24 protein-coding genes are annotated in these 22241 nt (G+C 34.7%); 2 read left to right on the top strand and 22 right to left on the bottom strand.

The window, feature by feature from the left end:
- Positions 1–8 precede the first annotated feature (8 nt).
- From folE2 to CKV65_RS04850, 7 genes are read right to left on the bottom strand one after another with little or no spacing between them, the layout of a single operon-like run.
- Positions 9–794: a GTP cyclohydrolase FolE2 gene (gene folE2, locus CKV65_RS04880; RefSeq protein WP_027890266.1), complete on the bottom strand. Its 786-nt coding sequence runs from the start codon at positions 792–794 to the stop codon at positions 9–11.
- A gap of 4 nt (positions 795–798) precedes the next feature.
- Positions 799–1521 (bottom strand): 7-cyano-7-deazaguanine synthase QueC, encoded by a 723-nt coding sequence (gene queC, locus CKV65_RS04875; protein WP_027890265.1) that lies wholly within the window; start codon positions 1519–1521, stop codon positions 799–801.
- A gap of 13 nt (positions 1522–1534) precedes the next feature.
- Positions 1535–3391 (bottom strand): Stk1 family PASTA domain-containing Ser/Thr kinase, encoded by a 1857-nt coding sequence (gene pknB / locus CKV65_RS04870; RefSeq protein WP_027890264.1) that lies wholly within the window; start codon positions 3389–3391, stop codon positions 1535–1537.
- A 1-nt stretch (position 3392) separates the two neighbouring features.
- A complete protein-coding gene (locus CKV65_RS04865) occupies positions 3393–4814 on the bottom strand; it encodes a peptidoglycan D,D-transpeptidase FtsI family protein (RefSeq protein WP_027890263.1) in 1422 nt (473 codons plus the stop codon).
- A gap of 2 nt (positions 4815–4816) precedes the next feature.
- Entirely contained in the window at positions 4817–6061 is a 1245-nt protein-coding gene (locus tag CKV65_RS04860) for an FtsW/RodA/SpoVE family cell cycle protein (protein WP_027890262.1), read from the bottom strand.
- Positions 6061–6765 (bottom strand): Stp1/IreP family PP2C-type Ser/Thr phosphatase, encoded by a 705-nt coding sequence (locus CKV65_RS04855; RefSeq protein WP_027890261.1) that lies wholly within the window; start codon positions 6763–6765, stop codon positions 6061–6063. The genes CKV65_RS04860 and CKV65_RS04855 overlap by 1 nt, the downstream gene beginning before the upstream one ends.
- A 5-nt stretch (positions 6766–6770) precedes the next feature.
- Positions 6771–7208 carry an FHA domain-containing protein gene (locus CKV65_RS04850; RefSeq protein WP_027890260.1) on the bottom strand — a complete coding sequence of 146 codons (438 nt, stop codon included), beginning with the start codon at positions 7206–7208 and terminating at the stop codon, positions 6771–6773.
- Positions 7209–7477: 269 nt separating this feature from the next.
- Here CKV65_RS04850 and CKV65_RS04845 point away from each other — a divergent pair, with 269 nt between their 5' ends.
- Together CKV65_RS04845 and uvrB are read left to right on the top strand one after the other, a co-directional pair.
- Positions 7478–8749 (top strand): galactokinase, encoded by a 1272-nt coding sequence (locus CKV65_RS04845; RefSeq protein WP_027890259.1) that lies wholly within the window; start codon positions 7478–7480, stop codon positions 8747–8749.
- Positions 8750–8926: 177 nt separating this feature from the next.
- The gene (uvrB, locus tag CKV65_RS04840; RefSeq protein ID WP_027890258.1) at positions 8927–10954 is read left to right on the top strand and encodes an excinuclease ABC subunit UvrB; all 2028 of its coding nucleotides are present in this window, start codon (positions 8927–8929) and stop codon (positions 10952–10954) included.
- 60 nt (positions 10955–11014) lie between these two features.
- Here uvrB and CKV65_RS04835 read toward each other — a convergent pair whose 3' ends face one another.
- The 15 genes from CKV65_RS04835 to CKV65_RS04765 form a co-directional block, all read right to left on the bottom strand.
- Entirely contained in the window at positions 11015–11908 is an 894-nt protein-coding gene (locus CKV65_RS04835; RefSeq protein ID WP_157738448.1) for an IS3 family transposase, read from the bottom strand.
- The gene (locus tag CKV65_RS04830) at positions 11863–12369 is read right to left on the bottom strand and encodes a helix-turn-helix domain-containing protein (protein ID WP_095197687.1); all 507 of its coding nucleotides are present in this window, start codon (positions 12367–12369) and stop codon (positions 11863–11865) included. The genes CKV65_RS04835 and CKV65_RS04830 overlap by 46 nt, the downstream gene beginning before the upstream one ends.
- A gap of 73 nt (positions 12370–12442) precedes the next feature.
- Positions 12443–12994, bottom strand: coding sequence for a beta-class carbonic anhydrase (locus CKV65_RS04825; protein ID WP_027890825.1), 552 nt, complete (start codon positions 12992–12994; stop codon positions 12443–12445).
- Between the two features lie 17 nt (positions 12995–13011).
- Positions 13012–13896: an aldose 1-epimerase family protein gene (locus CKV65_RS04820; protein ID WP_027890824.1), complete on the bottom strand. Its 885-nt coding sequence runs from the start codon at positions 13894–13896 to the stop codon at positions 13012–13014.
- A 25-nt stretch (positions 13897–13921) separates the two neighbouring features.
- Positions 13922–14518 carry a GerMN domain-containing protein gene (locus CKV65_RS04815; protein WP_027890823.1) on the bottom strand — a complete coding sequence of 199 codons (597 nt, stop codon included), beginning with the start codon at positions 14516–14518 and terminating at the stop codon, positions 13922–13924.
- A gap of 27 nt (positions 14519–14545) precedes the next feature.
- Positions 14546–15616, bottom strand: coding sequence for an N-acetylmuramoyl-L-alanine amidase family protein (locus CKV65_RS04810; protein ID WP_027890822.1), 1071 nt, complete (start codon positions 15614–15616; stop codon positions 14546–14548).
- Positions 15617–15666: 50 nt separating this feature from the next.
- The gene (locus tag CKV65_RS04805; protein WP_027890821.1) at positions 15667–15885 is read right to left on the bottom strand and encodes a DUF3006 domain-containing protein; all 219 of its coding nucleotides are present in this window, start codon (positions 15883–15885) and stop codon (positions 15667–15669) included.
- A gap of 3 nt (positions 15886–15888) precedes the next feature.
- Positions 15889–16749 carry a ComEC/Rec2 family competence protein gene (locus tag CKV65_RS04800; RefSeq protein ID WP_027890820.1) on the bottom strand — a complete coding sequence of 287 codons (861 nt, stop codon included), beginning with the start codon at positions 16747–16749 and terminating at the stop codon, positions 15889–15891.
- A 133-nt stretch (positions 16750–16882) separates the two neighbouring features.
- Positions 16883–17257, bottom strand: a complete 375-nt coding sequence (locus tag CKV65_RS04795) for a type II toxin-antitoxin system PemK/MazF family toxin (protein ID WP_027890819.1) — start codon at positions 17255–17257, stop codon at positions 16883–16885.
- 176 nt (positions 17258–17433) lie between these two features.
- Positions 17434–18984 (bottom strand): bifunctional ADP-dependent NAD(P)H-hydrate dehydratase/NAD(P)H-hydrate epimerase, encoded by a 1551-nt coding sequence (locus CKV65_RS04790; RefSeq protein ID WP_027890818.1) that lies wholly within the window; start codon positions 18982–18984, stop codon positions 17434–17436.
- A 3-nt stretch (positions 18985–18987) separates the two neighbouring features.
- Complete coding sequence (acpS, locus tag CKV65_RS04785) at positions 18988–19359, bottom strand: holo-ACP synthase (protein ID WP_027890817.1); 372 nt, start codon at positions 19357–19359, stop codon at positions 18988–18990.
- 10 nt (positions 19360–19369) lie between these two features.
- Positions 19370–20266 (bottom strand): metal ABC transporter substrate-binding protein, encoded by an 897-nt coding sequence (locus CKV65_RS04780; RefSeq protein ID WP_027890816.1) that lies wholly within the window; start codon positions 20264–20266, stop codon positions 19370–19372.
- 94 nt (positions 20267–20360) lie between these two features.
- On the bottom strand, positions 20361–21308 hold the full coding sequence (locus CKV65_RS04775) for a nitronate monooxygenase (RefSeq protein WP_027890815.1): 948 nt from the start codon (positions 21306–21308) through the stop codon (positions 20361–20363).
- 87 nt (positions 21309–21395) lie between these two features.
- The gene (locus CKV65_RS04770; RefSeq protein ID WP_027890814.1) at positions 21396–21641 is read right to left on the bottom strand and encodes a GIY-YIG nuclease family protein; all 246 of its coding nucleotides are present in this window, start codon (positions 21639–21641) and stop codon (positions 21396–21398) included.
- Positions 21641–22231 carry a peptidylprolyl isomerase gene (locus CKV65_RS04765; RefSeq protein WP_027890813.1) on the bottom strand — a complete coding sequence of 197 codons (591 nt, stop codon included), beginning with the start codon at positions 22229–22231 and terminating at the stop codon, positions 21641–21643. Before CKV65_RS04765 ends, CKV65_RS04770 begins: the two co-directional genes overlap by 1 nt.
- Between the last annotated feature and the right edge of the window lie 10 nt (positions 22232–22241).

The raw sequence follows: 22241 nt of genomic DNA, 5'->3' as shown, positions 1-22241 counted from the left end.
TTCTTTGCTTATTTAAGATATTCGATATGACTGGCATAAGCATTGTGATTGTGAATGGACTCGAAGTTTTCACATTCTACAGAGAAATAATTTATACCACTTAATGTACGTAAAGCTAAAACACAATCGCGTAAAATATCTTCTACAAATTTTGGATTTTCATATGCTTTTTCTGTTACATATTTTTCATCTTCACGTTTTAAAAGTGGATACAATGGACAAGATGCTTGTGCTTCGATTAAAGAAACGATATCTTGAATTTCTAGTGCTGTCTTATTGCCATCATAATTTATTTTTACAGAAATTATACTGCGTTGATTGTGTGCGCCGTAATCAGAGATTTCTTTACTACAAGGACAAAGTGAAGTCACAGGTACTTTGATTGCCATGACAAAAGGCATTTTACCATTTGCCGTTTTAGCAGCACTGAATTTACAATCTAAATCCAGTAAAGATTTTTTTCCACTTACAGGTGCAATTTTTTCAATGAAATATTTAAAGCTGATGGATAGATGAGCGGAACATGAACCTAGTTTTTCAATAGCTTCATTTAATATATTGCGAATTTCGCCTTGACCGATTGGCACAGTTTGCCATTTTGTCAAGATTTCTTGGAAACGACTCATATGTGTTCCTTTATATTCCATTGGTAAATCTACAGTGAATTTAATCTTGGCAAGCACCGGTTGGCTGTGTTTATCCTGTTTTATTTGTAGTGGAAGATAAACATCACTAATTCCGACACGTTGAATAGCAATACCGCGTTTATCAGTACGATTTTGAACGTCTTGCAAGTGCTCACTCTCCATTTTCATAAGTAATATGATTTTTAGTAGTTGTAATTATTGGTCTTTTTTCATATTCAATAGGGTCTTTAATACCAGCTTCAGCAAAACCTTTTAAGCGGAGCTTACAGCTATCGCACATACCACATGCTTTTTCTCTGCCGTTATAGCAGCTACGTGTTAAATGATATGGTGCACCGAGTTTTGTGCCGAGTTGAATTATTTCTTTTTTAGATAATTTTTGCAGTGGTGTTACTATTTTAATGGATTTACCGTCAACTACAGTTGCTTTACAAGCGTAGTTAGCAAGTTCTTGGAATTTCTGAATAAATTCAGGACGGCAATCAGGGTAACCAGAATAATCAACTGCATTTACGCCGATAAAAATGGCACTAGCTTTTACAACTTCAGCATAGCCGAGTGCATAACTTAAAAATATTAAGTTACGTGAAGGCACATATGTTGCAGGAACTTCAGTGCGGTTTACATCACCTACTGGTACATCAATATGTTCATCAGTGAGTGCAGAACCACCGATGGCATTCATATTTGTATCAATGATTAAATGTTTTTTAGCACCAAAAAATTTAGCAATTTTTTTAGCACTTTCTAATTCAATTTTATTACGTTGATGGTAATTGAAACTTATAGGATATAAATCATATCCTTGACTTTTGGCAACAGCCATACAAGTTGTGGAATCTAATCCACCGGATAATAAAACAACAGCGTTCATGAAAAACCTCCTGTTAATTTTTTTGTCTTTGTGGTACAGCTACACTTGGAGTTGTCTGTTCCGGTTCTTTTGGAGCAGAGGTATTAGATGAATGTGTAGGTGTAGTTGAAGTATTAGTATCTTCACTAGTAGCATTATTATTGCTATTAGCTCTATGAGCATTTGAAGAGGAATTATCAGCAACAGTGAGTTCAATTGTACTACCAGAAGTAGCTTGTGAACCACCTGGAATACTTTGAGCTGTTACTTGACCACTACTTGCAGATGCAGAAACGCTAAAACCTTGTGCAGATAATGTAGATTTTGCAGCATCTACGGATAAGCCTACAACATCAGGTACAGTTACTTTAGCTTTAGAAGTTTCTTGACCTTTACTTATTGTGATATTTACGCTAGTACCTTTTGTTGTCTTATCATTAGCAGCAATGGATTGACGTAATATAGTTCCTTGTGGTTTATCGGAGTATTCTTCTGAAACTTGACCAATTTTTAAGTTTAATTTAGCAAGTTGTGCTTGAGCTTCATTTTGGCTCATGCCAACAATATTTGGCATTGTCACTTCTTCGCCACCTTTACTGATGTAAATGGTGATTAAACGATTTTCTTTTACTGTTTTTCCAGCTTCAGGTGTTTGAGAGACAACTTTACCAGCTTCAACTTTATCATCAAATGTTTCGGCGACTTCCACGCGTAGATTTTCAGCCTTTAAGGTTTCTTCAGCTTGAGCTTGACTCATGCCAACAACATTAGGTACTGTGACTGTTTTGCTGCTCCAAAAATCTCCATAAGAGAGAAAAGCACCAATACAGAACCCTAATACAAGAATGATTACGAGAGAAATACCAAATTTTTTATTAAAAAATCCAGAATGAGATTTTTCTTTTACAGGAAAAACTGGTGGTGGTTCATAAGAAGGTTTAACTTCTGTAGTTGTCGTTTTTGATTTCTTTTTCTTTGGTGGAGAAACAGGTTCAATATTTTGTAATTGGTCCATTTCTTCATTTGTTAATACGCGTGTTGCAAATGGGTCATTTACAGGAATGTTCACATTATCAAACGGTTTAACTTTGGCACGTTCTAGTTCTTTTATTAATTCTGTACTAGAAAATCTATTGTCAGGATTTTTGTCCATGGCTTTTAAGATGATAGCTTCTACAAGTGGTGGAATATCATTGCGAAGTTCATGCGGAGGAATAGGTGTTTCTTGTAAGTGCTTGATGGCTATACCTACAGCAGTTTCACCGTTAAATGGAACTTGTCCAGTGAGCATTTCATACATTACTATGCCCAAAGAATAAATATCTGATTTAGGACTTATAGTATGTCCTTTTGCTTGTTCTGGTGAAAAATAATGTACAGAACCGATGACAGAGCCTGTATAAGTTATAGTAGAAGAGCTAGTTGCACGAGCAATACCGAAATCAGCTACTTTAACATGGCCTGATTCGTTGAGCAAAATATTATGTGGTTTGATATCGCAATGTACTAAATTATTAGCATGGGCATTTTCAAGGGCACTAGCTATTTCTTCAGCGATTTGTAGTGCTGTATTAATAGGTAAAGGCCCTTCACGATTTATTTTATCTTTTAAAGTTTCACCTTTGACATATTCCATTACAATGTAATATTTGCCATCACATTCACCTACATCATAAATGCTTACGATGTTTGGATGAGATAATTTGGCAGCTCCTTGTGCTTCACGGCGAAATCTTTTAACAAAAGCCTCATCACTTGTAAATTGTGGATGTAAAATTTTCACAGCAACAAAACGGTCTAACATTTTATCATGAGCACGATAGACTTCCGCCATACCGCCGTCGCCGATACGTTCAATTAATTCATAACGATTGCCTAAGAGCGTAGACATTTTACTTCCCTTCCTTTGCTAAAATATTTGTAAGTATATTTTTTATAATAGGTGCTGCCTCGCCTCCACCGAAACCACTATTTTCTACAATAATAGCAAAGGCGATGTCTTCATTAGGCATATTAGCGCAACCGATAAACCAAGCATGGTCAGCACCAGCAGAGTTTTCAGCTGTACCAGTTTTACCTATCATTTCGATGCCGTTTACAGCAGCTTTTGTTCCGGTACCTGAGGCAATAACCTGTTTCATATCTTCATATATAATATTGGTTATTTCTGGAGATGATACAGTAAGCCATTGTTGTGGCTCATGAGTTTCGATAACTGTATTATCAGGAGCAGTAATTTCTTTAACTAAAAATGGTTTCATTAAAATTCCTTGATTGCCAATACTTCCCGCTAGCATTGCCATGCGTAGTGGTGTCACAAGTAAAGTAGATTGACCGATACCGACTTGAGCTAATTCGCCGTTACTTAAATTCTTAAAATCGGGCAATTCAGGAGCTGTATTAATGAAATCAGTGTCCAATTCTTTATCATAACCAAAACGAGAAAAAGTTTCAGCAAGACCTTTTTCGCCAAGATTTATACCCATGGTGCCAAAATAGCTATTGCAAGAATGCATGATAGCAGTAGCTAAATTTACTGGACCATGTACTTCACCAGAACTATCAGCTAAAGAATAACTACTATTAATATATAACGAACCAGTACAATTTACAATAGTATCCGTTGTTGCTATGCCTGCTGTGAGTGCACCATCCCCAATTAATGGTTTTATAGTTGAGCCTGGAGGATATAATCCTTGTGTTGCACGATTAAGCAAAGGACTATTTTCATCTGTACGAAGTGAATCCCAATTTGCGTCAATATCATTAGAATTGAAGCTAGGTCTGCTTACCATGGCTAAAATTTCGCCTGTTTTGCGATTTAAAATGATTACGGCACCTTTGCGTTCACCAAGGGCATCATAAGCAGCCTGTTGATAATCAGCTCGTAATGTTAAATGAACATCATTACCGACTTCAGGTTCGAATAATTGTGATAAAGGACCGAGTGCATGAAGTTTCATGTTATTTCCAGCAAGTGGAGCATTTTGTGAAGCTTCAATACCTGAATAACCTAATTTATCACTGACATATCCAAGTGGTGGAGCAAATACTTCACCATATGGATAAACGCGTTTAAAGGAATTTTTTTCTTTTTGTGTATCTGCCAAAATAACGCCTGTACTATCTAAAATTTTACCACGTTGAATTTCTGAAGCTTTTTCCATAACATGAGAATTATGAGGATTATTGATTAAATCTTCAGCTTCATAGATTTGAATATAGGCTAAATTTATAAAAATTACAGCAAATAAAATGGCGAACACTTTGACAATAACGTATATATGTTTATTAATATCATTTTGTCTATGCAAGATTATCTCTCCTTTGTACTAAGAGCGAATAACAGCCCCAGCGAAATGAAAGATGAAATCATAGAACTGCCACCGTAACTGATAAAAGGTAATGTTATGCCGGTTAATGGCAAAAGTTTTGTAACGCCGGCAAGAATAATAAATGTTTGTAATAGCATGGTTATGGATAAACCAAATGCTAATAATTTATATTTTTCATTTTTACAGAAAAACGCAGTTTTGACTCCGCGCATGAAAAGTAAAAGATAGGCTAATAATAGGAAAGAAACACCGATTAAACCGAATTCTTCACCGATGGCGGCAAAGATAAAATCAGTATGAACTTCTGGTATTAAAAGAGGAAAACCGAAAGAAAAACCAGTGCCGAAAATGCCTCCATAAGAAAAAGCAAATAAGGATTGAACAATTTGATAAGCACTGCCCATAGGGTCATTCCAAGGGTGAAGCCAAATGGCAACACGAGTGCGAACGTGTTCAAAGAATAAATAACTTAAATAAGAAGACAACGAGAAGAAAAATAATGCTAAGAATACATATATTTTCTTACCTGTTGCTACATAAGTCATAATGATAACGATACCGAAAAATAATAATGCTGAGCCTAAGTCGCGCAAGCTGACAAACATCAACATTGCAACACTCCAAATCAATAAAAGTGGAGCTAAAAAACGAAATGGCGGGAAATGAAGAAATTTCCAACCGCGACTAGGCAGGGTCAATACGTTTTTATTTTCGGATAAAAATGAAGATAAAAATGCAATAATAAATAACTTGGCAAATTCTGACGGTTGAACTTGAATAGGACCGAGAATAATCCAGTTACGATTGCCGTTGATATCTGTACCAAAAATTAGTACAGAACAAATGATAATGAGTGCTCCAATACCAAGGACATATGGATAATCGAGCAAATCAAGTAATTTGTCAGCAAAAAAAACGACAGTTGCAAAAATTATAAGACCAATACCAATCCAGATTAATTGATGCATAAATAAATCTGGTTTTAAACGTAAAATCATAATTGCGCTTAAACTTGATAAAAATATGACAATGGATAATAAATATTGGTCAGCTTTTGCTCTGAATTTTATGCTGAATATCTGGACAGCAATGAATAATATCGATAAGATTGCAACAGGAATGAATGTTTCCTGTGATAAATTATTGTGTTTTGTACCGATTATAGATGTCCCTAAAAATAATAATAAAATAGGGAAAATAAGTGTAAAATAATATGATTTTGTCATTATATTTCCACCACTATACAAGTAATATTATCTTTTCCGCCATTTTCAAGGGCTTTTTTTACTAATTTATTAGCTTTATTTTCATTAGTATTTTCATAGCAGATATCACGAATGAGCTCATCAGTAACCATATTAGTTAATCCATCTGAGCAAATTAGAAATTTGTCATGTTCTAAAATATCGCAAAAGCCAGTGTCTACTAATAAATTACAGGAGATACCAACAGCTCTAGTTAAAATGTTTTTATGTGGGAAATTAGCTGCTTCTTCTTCTGTGATTTTTTGTTTTTGTAATAGTTCATTTACGAGTGAATGGTCAGATGTGAGTTGATATATCTGTCCATTGCGTAAAAGATAAATACGGCTATCACCTACTTGTGCCCAAGTGGCATAACCATAATGTACATAAAATAAACTGATTGTCGAGCCCATACCATTATAAGTAGGGTTTTCTTGTGAAGCATGTAAAATAGCTTGGTTAGCTTCCAAAACAACGCTACGCAAACGTTCTTCTGTACAATCATCTGGATTTACAAATTCTAAACGATTTTTTATAGTATCAATAATTATTCTGCTTGCAATTTCTCCAGCAGCATGACCGCCCATGCCATCAGCTACAGCATAGATATGGGGTTCAATGCATAAATAACTGTCTTCATTGGTAGTGCGAACGCAACCAATATCGGTAGCATGAGTAATTATCATAGATATCACCTCTCAAAACGAAATGTAACACAGCCGATTTTTATAATATCGCCATTTTGTAAAAAAGCTTTGCCATGCAAAACACTTCCATTTATATATGTATGGTTTCGGCTTTGTAAGTCTTCAATTTGATAAAGATTGTGAACAGGACTGATTACAGCATGGTGATGTGATACATAAATATCATTAAGTACGACATCGTTTTCCTTGCCTCGACCAATAGAGATTTGTCCTGAGAACGATATTTTCTTATTGGCTAAATTGCTGTCAGTTGCTTCGAGTACGATTAAAGCAACTTGATTTGGCGTATTTTCTTTTTCTGGTTTAAGCACGGAGGTGCTTTTTAAATCTTTGAACATGGATTTTACTGTAAAATAAATAAAACCGCAAATACAAAGAAGCATGCCGTATTGCAATGCAACTAGAAAAGCTTTATCTACCATTTAATCACCTCATCAAAGATATATCAATTCCTTATTATAGGCGGAAATGTAAGATAAAGCAACAAAAATCAGATATAGTTTTTTTTATAGTATTTTTGTTATTTTATCAGAAAATAGAAAAAAAAAATAAATTTAAAATTTTACTTGACATTTATAATTAAAAGTATCATAATAATAACAGAAGTTAATGTGGTGAGTAAGGAAAGCGAATTTTCCTTTTTATTTTATCTTTTCAAGAAAACGTTTACCAGTGTTGGAGGTATGTAGAAATGACTAATATTATTGAATTTTTAAAATCTAAAGAAGCTAAACAAAAATTGATGGAACTTTATAATCTTGATGAACAAGGTGTAGAAGCACAAGTTAAACGTTATCAAGACTTAGCTGATGCATTTGCTGCTAAATATCCAGTTGATAATGCTTGTTTCTTTAGCTCTCCAGGACGTATTGAAGTAATTGGTAACCATACAGACCATCAACTTGGCCGCGTTATTGGTGCAAGTACAGATATGGATACTATTGCTATTGTTACAACTAGAGATGATAATAAAATTCATGTAAAAAGCATGGAATATGACGAATTTGAAATTGATGCCAACGATTTTGAAGCTAAAGATGGCGATTCTCGTACAGTAAAACTTATTAAAGGTATGTTAGAAAAATTAGCTCAGAACGGACGTAAAATTGGTGGCTTTAATGCATATATGACTACAACTGTTTTAAGTGCTGCAGGTGTTAGCTCTTCTGCTTCCTTTGAAATGCTTATCGGTGCAATTGTAAATCATGTTTATAATGATGGACAGATTTCTACACTTGAAATTGCTAAAGCAGGTCAGTGGTCTGAAAATAATAAATGGGATAAAAAATCTGGCTTACTTGACCAGCTTGCTTGTGCTACTGGTGGTATGATTACTATTGATTTTGAAAATTATGATTCCCCAGCAGTAACAAAACTTGATAGTAAAATAATCCAAAATAAATATGATTTCTTTATCACTCCAACAGGTGAAGACCATTCTGCTTTAGATGGTGAATATACTGCTATTACTGTTGAAATGAAAGCTATTTCTCAGTTCTTTGGTAAAGAATATTTAAAAGATGTAAGCATGGAAGATATCATGAATAACCTTCCTGCATTACGTGAAAAAGCTGGTGACCGCGCTGTATTACGTGCTGTTCATTTCATTACTGAAACAGAACGTGTTCGTAAATTAGCTACTGAATTTGAAAACCATAATTATGATAACTTTGAAAAAATTATCACTGAATCTGGTCTTTCTTCTTGGAGATTTTTACAAAACTGTGCAACTCCAGACTCCAGACATCAAGGCATTGCATTGCTCCTTGCTATGAATGAAATCTATTTCCAAAATGGTCATAGTGGTGTATGCCGTGTACATGGTGGCGGATTTGCTGGTGCAATTCTCTCCGTTATTCCTAGAACTGAAGCAGAAGAATTCAAAGCATTTATTAAAAATGTACTCAAAAATGAATATTATGAAGTACATGTTCGTGATGCAGGTAGCGTAAAAGTTTTCTAATTTAGCTCTCTCTAACTCTCTTAATATAAAATATAAAAAAGCAAGTAGCTTCTCTCGGCTATTTGCTTTTTTATTTTGTTTTAAAGTAAATATTTTTTATCTATAAAAATAGTAGTTAATTTTAATGGAGTGGGTATAATATAATTAAAATTAAATTAATGAATAAAAGGTGATTATATGGTATATGTACCTAAATTGAATACATTACAAATAGAAAAAAAAATACCGTTTAAAGTACAAGCTCCATTTGAACCGACTGGAGACCAACCACAAGCTATTGAAAAATTAGCGCATGGTATTGAAAATGGACAGACTGCGCAAGTTTTATTAGGAGCAACAGGAACAGGGAAGACTTTTACGATTGCTAAATTGATTGAAAAAGTGCAAAAACCTACTTTAGTCATTGCTCATAATAAGACATTAGCAGCCCAACTTGCTAGTGAGTTTAAAGAATTTTTCCCTAATAATGCAGTAGAATATTTTGTCAGCTACTATGATTATTATCAACCAGAAGCATATATTGCCCAAACTGATACGTATATTGAAAAAGATTCTTCTATCAATGATGAAATTGATAAGTTGCGCCATTCTGCTACTTGTTCATTATTTGAACGAAGAGATGTGATAATCGTTGCAAGTGTTTCTTGTATTTATGGTCTCGGTTCACCGGAAGATTATTATGATTTAGTTCTGTCAGTTCGTGAAGGGCAGGAATATCCACGCGATGATATTTTGCGCAAATTAGTTTCTATTCAATATGAGCGAAATGATATAAATTTTGACCGTGGTAAATTTAGAGTGCGCGGTGATGTTATTGAAGTTTTTCCAGCAGGTTATAGTGATAGAGCTATTCGTATTGAATTATTTGGCGATGAAGTTGACCGCATTTTAGAGATTGATACGATTACAGGGGAAGTTTATGGAGAACGCAAGCATATTTTGATATATCCAGCTTCACATTATGTAATATCAAAAGAACATATGAAAGATGCGCTTGATTCAATACGCAAGGAATTGACAGAGCAATTAAAAATTCTTCGTGATGATAATAAATTATTAGAAGCGCAGCGATTAGAGCAAAGGACAAATTACGATTTGGAAACAATGGAAGAAATGGGATATTGTTCAGGCATTGAAAACTATTCTCGCCATTTGACAGGCAGAAAAGCGGGAGAAGCACCGTATACTTTGCTGGATTATTTTCCTGATGATTTTTTAATTGTAATTGATGAATCGCATGTTACTTTGCCACAGATACGTGCGATGTACGCAGGAGACCGTTCGCGTAAAGAATCACTAGTTGCTAATGGATTCCGTTTGCCATCGGCATTTGATAATAGACCGCTTCGTTTTGAAGAATTTGAAAAACATATAAATCAAATAATTTATGTTTCAGCAACACCAGCAAAATATGAATTAGAACATGCCAATCAAATAGTAGAGCAGATTATTCGCCCTACAGGTCTTTTAGACCCGCAGATAGAAGTGCGACCTTTAGAAGGGCAGATTGATGATTTACTCGGTGAAATAAAATTGCGTGTTAAAAATGATGAACGCGTATTAATCACGACTTTGACGAAAAAAATGGCGGAAAACTTGACCGATTATTTAAAAGAAATGGGCGTTAAAGTGCGATATCTTCATTCCGATATTGCTACGATTGAAAGAGCGGAAATCATTCGTGATTTGCGCATGGGAAAATTCCATGTACTCGTCGGCATAAATTTATTGCGTGAAGGGCTAGATATGCCAGAAGTATCGCTTGTAGCTATTTTAGATGCTGATAAAGAAGGCTTTTTGCGTTCTGAAACTTCGTTGATACAAACGATTGGTCGTGCTGCGCGCAATGCCAATGGTAAAGTAATCATGTACGCCGACCGTATAACAGACTCCATGCAAAAAGCCATAGATGAGACAAATCGTCGCCGTGAAGTGCAAGATGAATACAATAAAGAGCATCATATCATACCGCAGACAATAAAGAAAAAAGTAAAAAATCTCATTGAGACAACTATGGTATCAGAAGATAAAGCTGAATATAATGCTAAATCGACGAAGAAAAAATTGAAGATGACGGCAAAAGAAAAGAAAAAATTAATTCAATCGCTTACAAAAGAAATGCAAGAAGCATCGCGTAATCTTGAATTTGAACGAGCAGCACAATTAAGAGATATTATTTTTGAATTAAATGAAACGAAGAAATAAATAAAAAAGCAGTTATCAGCATTTAGCCGTGATATGCACCCAAAATATTGGACATATTAATTAAGCTACTAATTGAGACTTAGTTCTGTATTCTACGGGACTAAGTCCTTTTAGTTTTATCTTTATCCGTTTTGTATTATAATATTTTATATAAGATTTTAACTCTTTTATAAAATCTTCAACGAATTTAAATTTTTTTAAATAGAATAATTCGCTTTTTAGCAAACCAAAGAAATTTTCTATTACGGCATTATCTAAGCAGTTTCCTTTTCGGCTCATGCTTTGGATAATGCCTTTTTCTTTTAATAACTCCTGATATCTTCTATTCTGATACTGCCATCCTTGGTCTGAATGTAGAATTATTCCTTTTGTTTCTTTTATCTTTCTTGTTGCATCTTTTACCATATCTAATACTTGCTTTAGTATTGGTCTTTTCGATATTTTATAACTTATTATTTCTCCGTTATATAAATCTATTATTGGTGATAAATATATTTTTTCATTGCATAATGCAAATTCTGTTACATCTGTTGCCCATTTTTCGTTTGGTTTTTCTGCTTTGAAATTTCTATTTAATATATTTTTAGCTATTTTCCCTTCTTGCCCTCTATAAGATTTATATTTCTTTGCTCTTACTTTACATGTTAAATTTTCTTCTTTCATTAATCTCATAACTACTTTATGATTGACTTTTATTCCTTGTTTATGCAGCTGCAAAGTTACTCTTCTATATCCATATCTTCCATGATTTTTATTACAAATATTATGAATTAATGTTTTCAATCCTTTATATTTGTCTTCTTTTGATAATTTTTTTAATACATCATAATATGTGCTTTTAGCTAATTTTGTATAGTTTAATAGGGCTTTTAGAGTATATTTTTTCCTTAATTTAGCAATTACTAAAACTAGTGTCTTCCTTCCTTTTCCCATTGCTTCATTAAGGCATGCCACTTTTTTAATAGGTCATTTTCCATCCTTAATTGATAATTTTCTTGTTCTAATTTTTCAACATAAGAAAGTTCTTTTTTAGGTTTGTTAACTTTGTTTTTAGATTTTTTCATAGATGGTCTACCTCGTTTCTTAGAAATTAAGCCAGAAAATCCATAAGAACTATATAACTTTTCCCATGTAGAAATTGTACCAGTATTAGGAATGGAAAATTTTGCTGCTGTTTGATTTAATGATAAATGATGTAGCCATTTATATTCAATAACTTTTTGTTTAAAGATAGGAGTATATTTACGATTTTTATGAAGAAGTTGTGAGATGCCACCATTTTCATAATGAAATATCCATCTACGAAGAGAAGCTGTATTTGGCATGTTTAGAATTTTAGCTACATGATAAATAGAATCTCCTTTTAAAACCATTTTAATTGCTTTAACTTTAAATTCATTTGAGTATTTAGTCATAAAAAAACTGCACCTCCAAAAGTTGTTTTTTTGTCCAACTTTTGGGGTGCAGTTCACCGATAACTGCTTCTATTTATTTATAGCCGTTTACTACGATGTCCACTTTGCCCGTATCAGGATGGAAAATCAATCCGTGCACCGGAATGGTTTCGGCAATGAGCGGATTTTGGCGAATTTTGTCCACAGCGTCCTGAACATTTTCGACCGGATGATGGAAATTGTCCACCCAGTGAATGAGTTCATCTTTTACATTGTCGATGGCGCTCTGTTCTATGCCCATATCGAGCATGGCTTTTATCAGTTCGTCCGATGTGGCATGAGCCATGCCGCACTCATGATGACCGATGACCATGATTTCCTTTACGCCAAGTTCGTAAATGCAGACAAGTAAACTGCGGATGATATCGCTGAAATCGCCCGTAATGCTATTGCCCGCCGTTTTTATGATTTTAGCCTCGCCGCGGCCGATACCCAGTGCAGGTTCAAGAAAATCGACCAGACGGGTATCCATGCAGGTAATGATTGCCAGCTGGCGTTGCGGCAGTTTACTTATGCCTATAAAATCCGCCGGCAGATGAGATACGAATTTTTCATTGGCCTGCGTTACTTCATCCAGTAATGTCATAATAGTCTCCTTTGATATCAGCCGATAGTGATTGTATAATCAGCTTCAAATTTTTCATTTGCACGCAGGTCAATGATACCTTCTTTTACGGAAATTTCGCGTTTCTGCGTGCTGTCGGCAAGACCGTACCACGGTTCAATACAGATGAACGGCGCATTGGACGGTTTCGTCCAGATACCGAGATACGGAAAACCTTTGAAATTCACTTTTACGAAATGATTATTGGCAGGATTTCTAAATTTTACTTCTTCAGAAAACAGATTTTTAAATACGAGTGCGTCTTCTAAAAACAGATTGTGATTTAAACGCAGAACTTTGCCATAAACGAGATTTACAGGGATAACGCGTCCGTCGAATAAACCGGCGGAATTTAAACGATGTGAAGACAGCGGACTTTGTTCCGTCTGCTCAAATTCGATTTCATGTTCATCGAATTTTCCTTCATTGCCGATTGGGCAATTGAAGGCAGGATGAGCACCGATGGAGAAGAACATTTCCTTGCGGTCATCAAGATTGTAAACTTTCCATGCCACTTTTACGGTAAAATGTTCTATGGTATAGATTATCTGCAGTCTGAATTTGAAAGGATAATTTTTTAATGTATCCTCTGTATAGGAAAGTTCGTATGTTAAACTGCTGTCCGTCTGTTCAATCAGAGTAAAGTCCATATCACGGGCAAAGCCGTGTCCCGTCATGTTGTAAACGGAGCCGTCATATTCGTATTGTCCGTTTTTAAGTTTGCCTACAAATGGGAACAGTACCGGAGCATGTCTCTGCCAGTATCTGGCATCAGCCTGCCAAATGTATTCATCGCCTGTTTCTTTCAGGACGAGACTGTGGATTTCGGCACCGTGAGTGTCTACACTGAGACGGATGACGTCATTTTCTAAAGTAGTCAACATATAAAACACCTCTTAATATATTATATTAAAGCAAATCATTCATGCGACTTACAGGTTCAGTTAAATCTAAATGACCGCCTAGAATATCTAATGGTTGACCTTCCAGTGTAAAGCGGACGGATTTAATTTCTTTAAAATCTGTTAAAGTATCAACAATAGAACCTACAAGCATAATTTCACCTGTGGAACCACCAGTAAAATTATTTTGGAATTCTTTACTAAAATCGACAGTAGCTATATTGTTATTAACATTTACGCTTAAAACTTTTGTTCCTTTTGGCATGATAGTAAATCCTTCGCTATCATTTGCAGGGCCTGTAATTAATTCATTTATAGCATTTACATATTTATTGTCATTAGCAGGAATTTGTCTTTTTACAGCTATGAGTTTTTCAGCATTAGCATCTGGAAAGTAAACAGTTATTTCTGTTTGTGTTTGTTTTTGTGTATCAGGTTTATCTTCCAAAATGGAGGTAGTTGCTACTTTTTGAGATTGTTGTTCGCTTTGTACGGTTGAAGTATTACCATCATTTGTTGTTTTTGTATTTTGATTATCGCAACCAGCAGCCATAATTAATACGATAATGGCAAATATTGTGAGTAGGTATTTGATTGGTTTCATAATAAGTCACTTCCTAAATAAATATAATCACCCGTTAAAATATTCATTGATACCACGAGCAATAGCTTGGGCAAATTGCATTTGCCATTGTGCATCGCTGAGCATAGCTTCTTCATTATAGTTAGAGATAAAAGCAGTTTCCACTAATACTGCTGGCATAGCAGAATGTTTTAATACGTAGAAATTAGCAGTTGAAACGCCACGGTTGCGTAAATTATTTGTATTAATCAATTCTTTTTGAATTGCAGAGGCTAAACGTTGACCATTATAACTGCCTGCATAATAAAATGTTTCTGTGCCGTTAGCAGAAGGGTTAGTGAAAGCATTGCAATGTATGCTGACAAAAATATCAGAGCTAGCGCGATTACCAATATTTACACGAGCCTGTAATTCATTGGCAGCGGAGGCATTTGGAGCATATACATCAACATCACTTGTACGAGTCATTACGACATTAGCACCATTTGATGTTAAGATATTAGCTAAATTTTGTGAAATGGCAAATGTGGATTCTTTTTCTGTATAGCCATTTGGTCCAATAGCACCAGTATCAGAACCGCCATGACCAGGGTCGATGGTTATAGTTTTTCCACTTAAATCGCCGATTTGTACATTTGAGTTATTTGAATTTGCAGATGAATTTGCTCCCCTTTGTCCAGCAAATGTGATATCAATAGCTACACCGTTTGTTTTATGATTATCGTCTTTTTCAAACGAATACATTCTATAGCTACTATTAGTTAATTCGCCCTTTGTATACAATTTTCCTTGTACATAATCATTATCTACTTCTTGTAAAAAAATTTTTCTGCCAATTTCACCATCTAATTTTTCTTGACGAGGAATAGAGGTTATTCGCGCGTCTTTTATGCGAAAGATTAATTGACTTTTATCATTAGGATTAAAATTAGCAGAAAATTCTTCTACAGGATGATTAGTGGCAAGTTCTACATGTAAATATTGTACACCATGTTGAGTTGTTTCAACTGAATAAGAAACATTTTTAATAGTGGCATTTCTAGCTGAAGAAATGCTAGGTATGGCAAATAACATCAGCATTAATGAAAATATAAATAGTTTTTTCAACAAGAAAAACACTCCTTGGTTAATTTTGATTATTAAAACATTCTACTTAAATTGATTAAATATCAGTTATTTTTGTCTTTTAATGATTTTAATAGATTTTGTACTTCTTCTTGAGCTTCTTTTGTAGTTTTTGCATCATATTTAATATCTAAAGTGATATAATCCCCTTCTTTTAATTTTTTGTCTAAAAGTTTACGAGGAAAATTTATTTTTATTTCTTCATCGCCTACGAGTAAGACGGCTTTATCTTCTTCAAATCTATCAATTACAGCGCTAAGCATGATTTATTTCTCCTTTGAAATGGTATAGTCATCACTGCCATCTGTTGTGATGGTAATAGTTCCATCTTGGTCAGTACGATAAACATTCATATTGTATTTTTTATATCTGTCTAATGTTTGTTTATGTGGATGACCGTATTCATTGTCAGCAGCTAAAGAAATTATTACATCTTTAGCTTTTACTGTTTTTAAGTAATCATCGCTAGAAGATGTACGACTACCATGGTGTGGTGATTTTAAAACATCGCTTTGTAGTTCATTGCCATATGATTTTACCATGTTTTGTTCAGCATCACGTTCGCTGTCGCCAGTGAAGAGCATAGTGAAATCTTTATAGCGAAGTTGGCCTACAATGGAATTGTTGTTTAAATCATCATCATTTTTAATCATTTTTTCAGTTGGACTGAATACTTTAAAGGAAACACCATCGCCAAAATCAACAGTGTCGCCTGCTTTTAATTGGTGGTAAGCTATATTTTTTTGTTTTATATTCTTTAAATAAGTTTGATATGTTTTTGATGTAGTTGCATCGCCATTATCATAAACTTCTTTTACATTTACATTTTTAAAAACAACATAAGCACCGCCGATATGGTCAGCGTGCGGATGGGTTATTATTAATTTGTCTATAGTTGAGATATTGCGTTCTTTCAATAATTTTTCTAAACGGTCGCGTTCATCGACATCGCCTGTATCAATCATGATGACTTCATCTTTTGTATAAATAAGACTGGCATCACCCTGACCTATATCGAGGACCTCTATTTTGACCGTATCATTAGAATTAGTATTGTTGTTACTTGAAGAGCAACCACTGCATATCAGCGCAAAAATCATCAACATTAATATAAAAAATTTTTTCATGCTATCAACCTTTCTTATCTTGCATTTGTTATTTTAGCTTGAATAGGAAAAAGTGCCCCTTAAAGTTTTTTAATACCATAGGGACACTATAATTTTGTTAGTATTATATAAAATTTTTTATGTATAGACAATTTTAAAATTTAACTAATCCTAAACTAATCATCAATGCCTTGTTTACTTCCTGCATGAAATGTTTATCTAGCGTGGTGACTTTTTTGCTGAGACGAGATTTATCTATAGTACGTAGCTGTTCAACAAGTACGAGAGAATCTCTTTCTAAATTGCATAATTTAGCAGGTAAATCAACATGAGTAGGCATGTGTGTTTTTCCTAATTTAGCTGTAATAGCCGCTACAATAATTGTAGGGCTATATTTATTGCCAATATCATTTTGAACAATTAAAACAGGTCTGAGACCACCTTGTTCAGAACCAATTACCGGACTTAAATTGGCATAATAAATATCACCACGCCTTACAATATCGGTCCTTTTCAGAAGAATTACCATCACAAGAAATTTATTATACATAAATTTGCGCTCTTGTTGCCGGCTTCCAACTCCTTGTCTTTATTAAATCAGATAATTAACGCGACTTTGTAATTATCATTAATATATGTGTTTATTATAACATATATTTAACTAGTTTTTTATATATTTAATTGCAAAATTAACATTAGTAATTATCAATATTTATCAATATATTTGCGTGCTTGTGGAAGATTATTTAAAATATCACTAGCAATAAGACCTGCTTGCCCATTTTTTGCAGCAATATCACCTGCAAGTCCGTGCAAGTAAACGCCGACTGGTGCAGCCATATTACCGCATGAATTTTCTGCCACAAGTCCTGCAATAGTTCCAGCTAAGACATCACCACTGCCAGCTGTTGCCATGCCAGCATTGCCTACTGTTGTTACAAAAATATTACCATCAGGATAAGCAATGATAGTTTTTTCGCTTTTTAATACAAAAATAGCATTAAAATATTCAGCAGCTTTACGGGCAATTTCCCAAAGATTTTGTTTTAAATCATCTATACTAATATGAAGTAATGTTGCCATTTCACCAAAATGAGGTGTGAGAATTGGCGTTTGTTTTATTTGTTTTAATTCGTCTGGTGCTTGGCTGAAAGCAAAAATACCATCAGCGTCAATGATTAATGGCTTGTTTATAGATGTAGCAAATTCGCGTACCATTTTACAAGTTTCATCATCTCTGCCAAGGCCAGGACCGATTAAAACAGCATCATAATCATTTGTCATTTCAGTTAAAGTAGAAAGTGCAGTATCTCCTAAAATACCTGGTTTTATTTCAGGTAAAGGACGAGTCATGACTTCAGTTGATTTAGCAGCTAAAATATCATAAAGGCTTTCAGCTGAAGCGAGCGTAGAGATACCAGCACCGATACGGAGTACAGCACTGCTTGATAATACGGCAGCACCTGTAAAGCACAAAGAACCTGCAACGACTAAAACTTTACCGCAACTTCCTTTATAAGCATCGCGCGGTCTTTTATTTAAATGGTTTTCAATGAAAGTTTTATCGAGTGCTTCTTGTTTTATGCTATCTTGGCTGAGTAATATATGAGGAAGACCAATGGAATTGACAATGATTTTTCCTGTATAGTTACAGCTTGGATACATTATTAAACCGATTTTAGGCAATCCAAGTGTTAAAGTGACTGTAGCTTTTACAGCAATAGGATTTATTGCACCTGTATCAGAATTAATACCGCTTGGTACATCTACAGATAAAATTGGTCTACTACAGGAATTTAAAATGGAGATACATTTTTGTGCATTTTCACGCAGTTCGCCATGTATGCCAGTTCCGAGTAGAGCATCGATTATGCAGTCAGAGAATGTCAGTGCTATTTGTAATCTATTCCAATCTCTTTCTGTAGTAATCTGATAAATTTCTGCATGCATATTCATCAAAATATCATAATTGAGTTTGGCGGAAGGTGTAAAATGTTCTGTATTGCCTACAATAAAAATTTTTACTTTAGCTCTTTCATTTAATAAATGGCGTGCAGCAGCAAAACCATCACCACCATTATTTCCACAACCAGCGATAATGCAAAAGGTTTTTTTTACGCTACCACCACATAATTTAATAGCCTCATTAGCAGTTTCACGTCCTGCATTTTCCATTAGGACTATTTCAGGAATGCCATATACATTGATGGCATCTGTGTCAATTTGTCGCATTTGTGCAGCAGATGAAATTTTCAAGTGTTATCCCTCCAATATGGCTTGAGCTATAGCATATTCTTTAGAATGGCTAAGTGATAAAAATATATTGTAAATTTTACGTTTTGTTGCACTGTAAGCAAAATAGCCGTGTAATTTTATATGTGGCGCTCCACTGTCGTCAACTACAACCTCTATATCTTGCCAGCTACCACCTCGCATACCAGTGCCGAATGCTTTAACGACAGCTTCTTTAGCAGCAAAACGAGCAGCATAAGAAGATGCTCTTAATATATTGCGACTGTTGCAATATGCTTGTTCTTGTTGTGTGAAAATTCGATTGATGAATTTTTTATTATTTAATGATTTTTGTATACGAGATATTTCAACAATATCAATACCAGTTCCTTTTATCATATAATCACCTTTATTTTAATGCCTCTTGTAATGTTTTAGCATTTTCTTGCATAGCCTTAATATAAGCATCAGGGTCATCTTTACCTGTAACGACAGGGTCTAAAGTGTAAATTTTGGCGCCTGTTTCATTGGCGATAGCTTCAGCCGCAGTAGAAGAATATTGTGGTTCCGCAAATAACGCTTTTGTTGGCAAATTTTTTACTTGAGAAATAATATCTGTTAGCTCAGTAGGTGTTGGAGCTGTTCCTGGTTCACGTTCAATGACACCGACGATGTCTAAGTTAAATTCTTCGGCAAAGTAAGGAAATGCTTCATGGAATGTAACTATTTTTTTATTTGGCAATGGGTCAATAGCTGCGTGCATTTCGTTTTGAAGGTCTTTCAAACGTGCGATATAATCTTCAGCATTTTTATGATATTGGTCAGCATGATTTGGGTCTATTTTGCTGAGTTCCTCTGTTATAGTTTCAACTTGCGTAATACAGTTGGAAATACTAACCCAAACATGGGGATTTTCGCCATGTTCATCTATGAGTAAAGGAATGTTGGCAGAAGAGTCGATAACATGTAATTGTTTTTGGTTATTGATGATATCTTCGAGAAAAGATTCCATGCCAGCGCCATTAGCTATGAAGATATTGGCATTTTCCAATTTTTTCATATCAGCAGGTGTCATTTGATAATCATGTAAACAGCCTGTTTGAGGTTTAGTCATATTTTCTACAACGACGCCATCAATTCCTTTTGTGATATTGATGGTTTCAATATAGATAGGATAAAAAGACGTTACAATTTTTAATTCATTAGTATTTTCTGTATTATTTGATGTTGTCTCTTTATCATTGGCACAGCCTGAAAATAAAGTCAAAACCGTTAAACATAGCAGTAAGGACAGTATTTTTTTCAAATTTAATTCTCCTTTATTGTTTGTAAATACATTAAAAAGAATAACTATCAAGATATATCATCTATAATAGTTATTCTTTTTATGCTTAGTTAAATTATATTTTTATTTTAGATGCATTTTCAAGAGTTTCACGAGCCTGAGTCATGATATTTTCAATGATATCTTTAACAGGTTCTTCTTTTTGTAATAATGTCAAGGATTGACCAGCTTGAACCATACCGTTTTCAACATCGCCTTCAACGGCAGCAAGTTTATTTGTGCCTGTAGCCATGCGTAAGAGTTCTTCTTTTGGAGTTTTGCCTTCATTTTCTTTTTGAACAAAATCTACAGAGAATTTATTTTTAAGACCACGAACAGCACCGCCTAAAGTCAAACCAGTGACAATAGTATCAGTATCAATTGCTTCAATTAATTTTGCTTTCATGTTTGGATGAACGCCACATTCTTTAGCAACGAGGAAACGTGTACCCATTTGGATACCGCCAGCACCCATCAATAAAGCAGCAGCGAGTCCACGACCATCAGCAAAGCCACCAGCCATGATAACAGGAATGTTATCGACAACAGGGATTACTTGAGTCATGAGTGCCATCGTAGTGAGGACACCGATATGACCGCCAGCTTCCATACCTTCAGCTACTAAAGCATCAGCACCAGCAGCTGCAACGCGTTTTGCAAGTTTAACGTTTGGAATAACTGGAATGATTTTAATGCCAGCTTCTTTGAATTTAGGGAAATAAGGAACAGGATTACCTGCGCCGAGAGTGACAAATGCTGGTTTTTCTTCGCAGATTACATCTACGATTTCATCTTTATTTGGAGCCATGAGCATTACGTTTACACCGAAAGGTTTATCAGTGAGTTGTTTTGCTTTTCTTATTTCTTCGCGAACGTATTCAGTAGTTCTACCGCCGCAAGAGATGATACCAGCACCGCCGGCATTGGAAACAGCAGCAGCGAGATTAGCATCGGAAACCCAAGCCATACCGCCTTGAATGATTGGATATTTTATTCCTAAAACTTCAGTAATGTATTTTGCCATAGAAAATCCTCCTATATCTGATATCTTTTTTAGTTCATCGATATTATTATACCACGCTTAGTATCTCATATTTATCATGGCATATACCTATGAATTTTTTATGAGTGATAATTTTTCTTGGCGTGACAATTTTTTTATTTGTACTTCACGCCTTTGTGCTTCTTGCTTTGTAGAAAAAATTTCATAATAAAGCAGTTTGACCGGCAAGCGCCCGCGTGTGTAGCGAGCTCCTTTGCCGGCATTATGCGTTTTTATACGTTTGACTAAATCATTAGTCCAACCCGTATAAAGTGTATTATCACTGCATTTTAGTATATAAGTGTAACAGGGCATTAATTGTTTTCTTCAATTGTGATTTTGTTGATGACTACATCTTTAATTGGTTTATCCATGTAATCTGTATCAACATGACCGATTTTTTCTACGACATCCATGCCTTTGATAACTTTGCCAAATACAGCATGATGACCGTCGAGCCATGGAGTTTTATCAAGTGTGATGAAGAATTGAGAACCGCCAGTATTAGGGCCAGCGTTAGCCATGGATAAGATACCAGCGCTGTCATGTCTTAAATCTTTATGAAATTCATCTTTAATTGTATAACCAGGACCACCAGTACCGTTGCCGTTAGGGTCGCCACCTTGTATCATAAAGCCGTCGATTACACGGTGGAAAATCAAGCCGTCATAAAATTTTTCTTGAGCAAGTTTAATAAAATTTGCTGTAGTGATAGGAGCTTTATCTTCGAATAATTCAATAGTGAAAGTTCCCATATTAGTATCAAATACTGCTACGCGATTTTGGTTCATTGATTGAACTTCCTTTCCATTTATATTTAATTGAGGTTCTGCATTAGAGCAGTTTGTGAAATTTATCAGCCCTAAAAGAGCTGTTAGTAAACAAAGAAATACGATTTTTTTCATGGAATATTTC

Source organism: Megamonas hypermegale, from assembly GCF_900187035.1.
Classification (GTDB): Bacteria; Bacillota; Negativicutes; order Selenomonadales; family Selenomonadaceae; genus Megamonas; species Megamonas hypermegale.
Note: the sequence above shows the minus strand (reverse complement) of the source record. Positions and strands in the feature narration are given on the sequence as shown.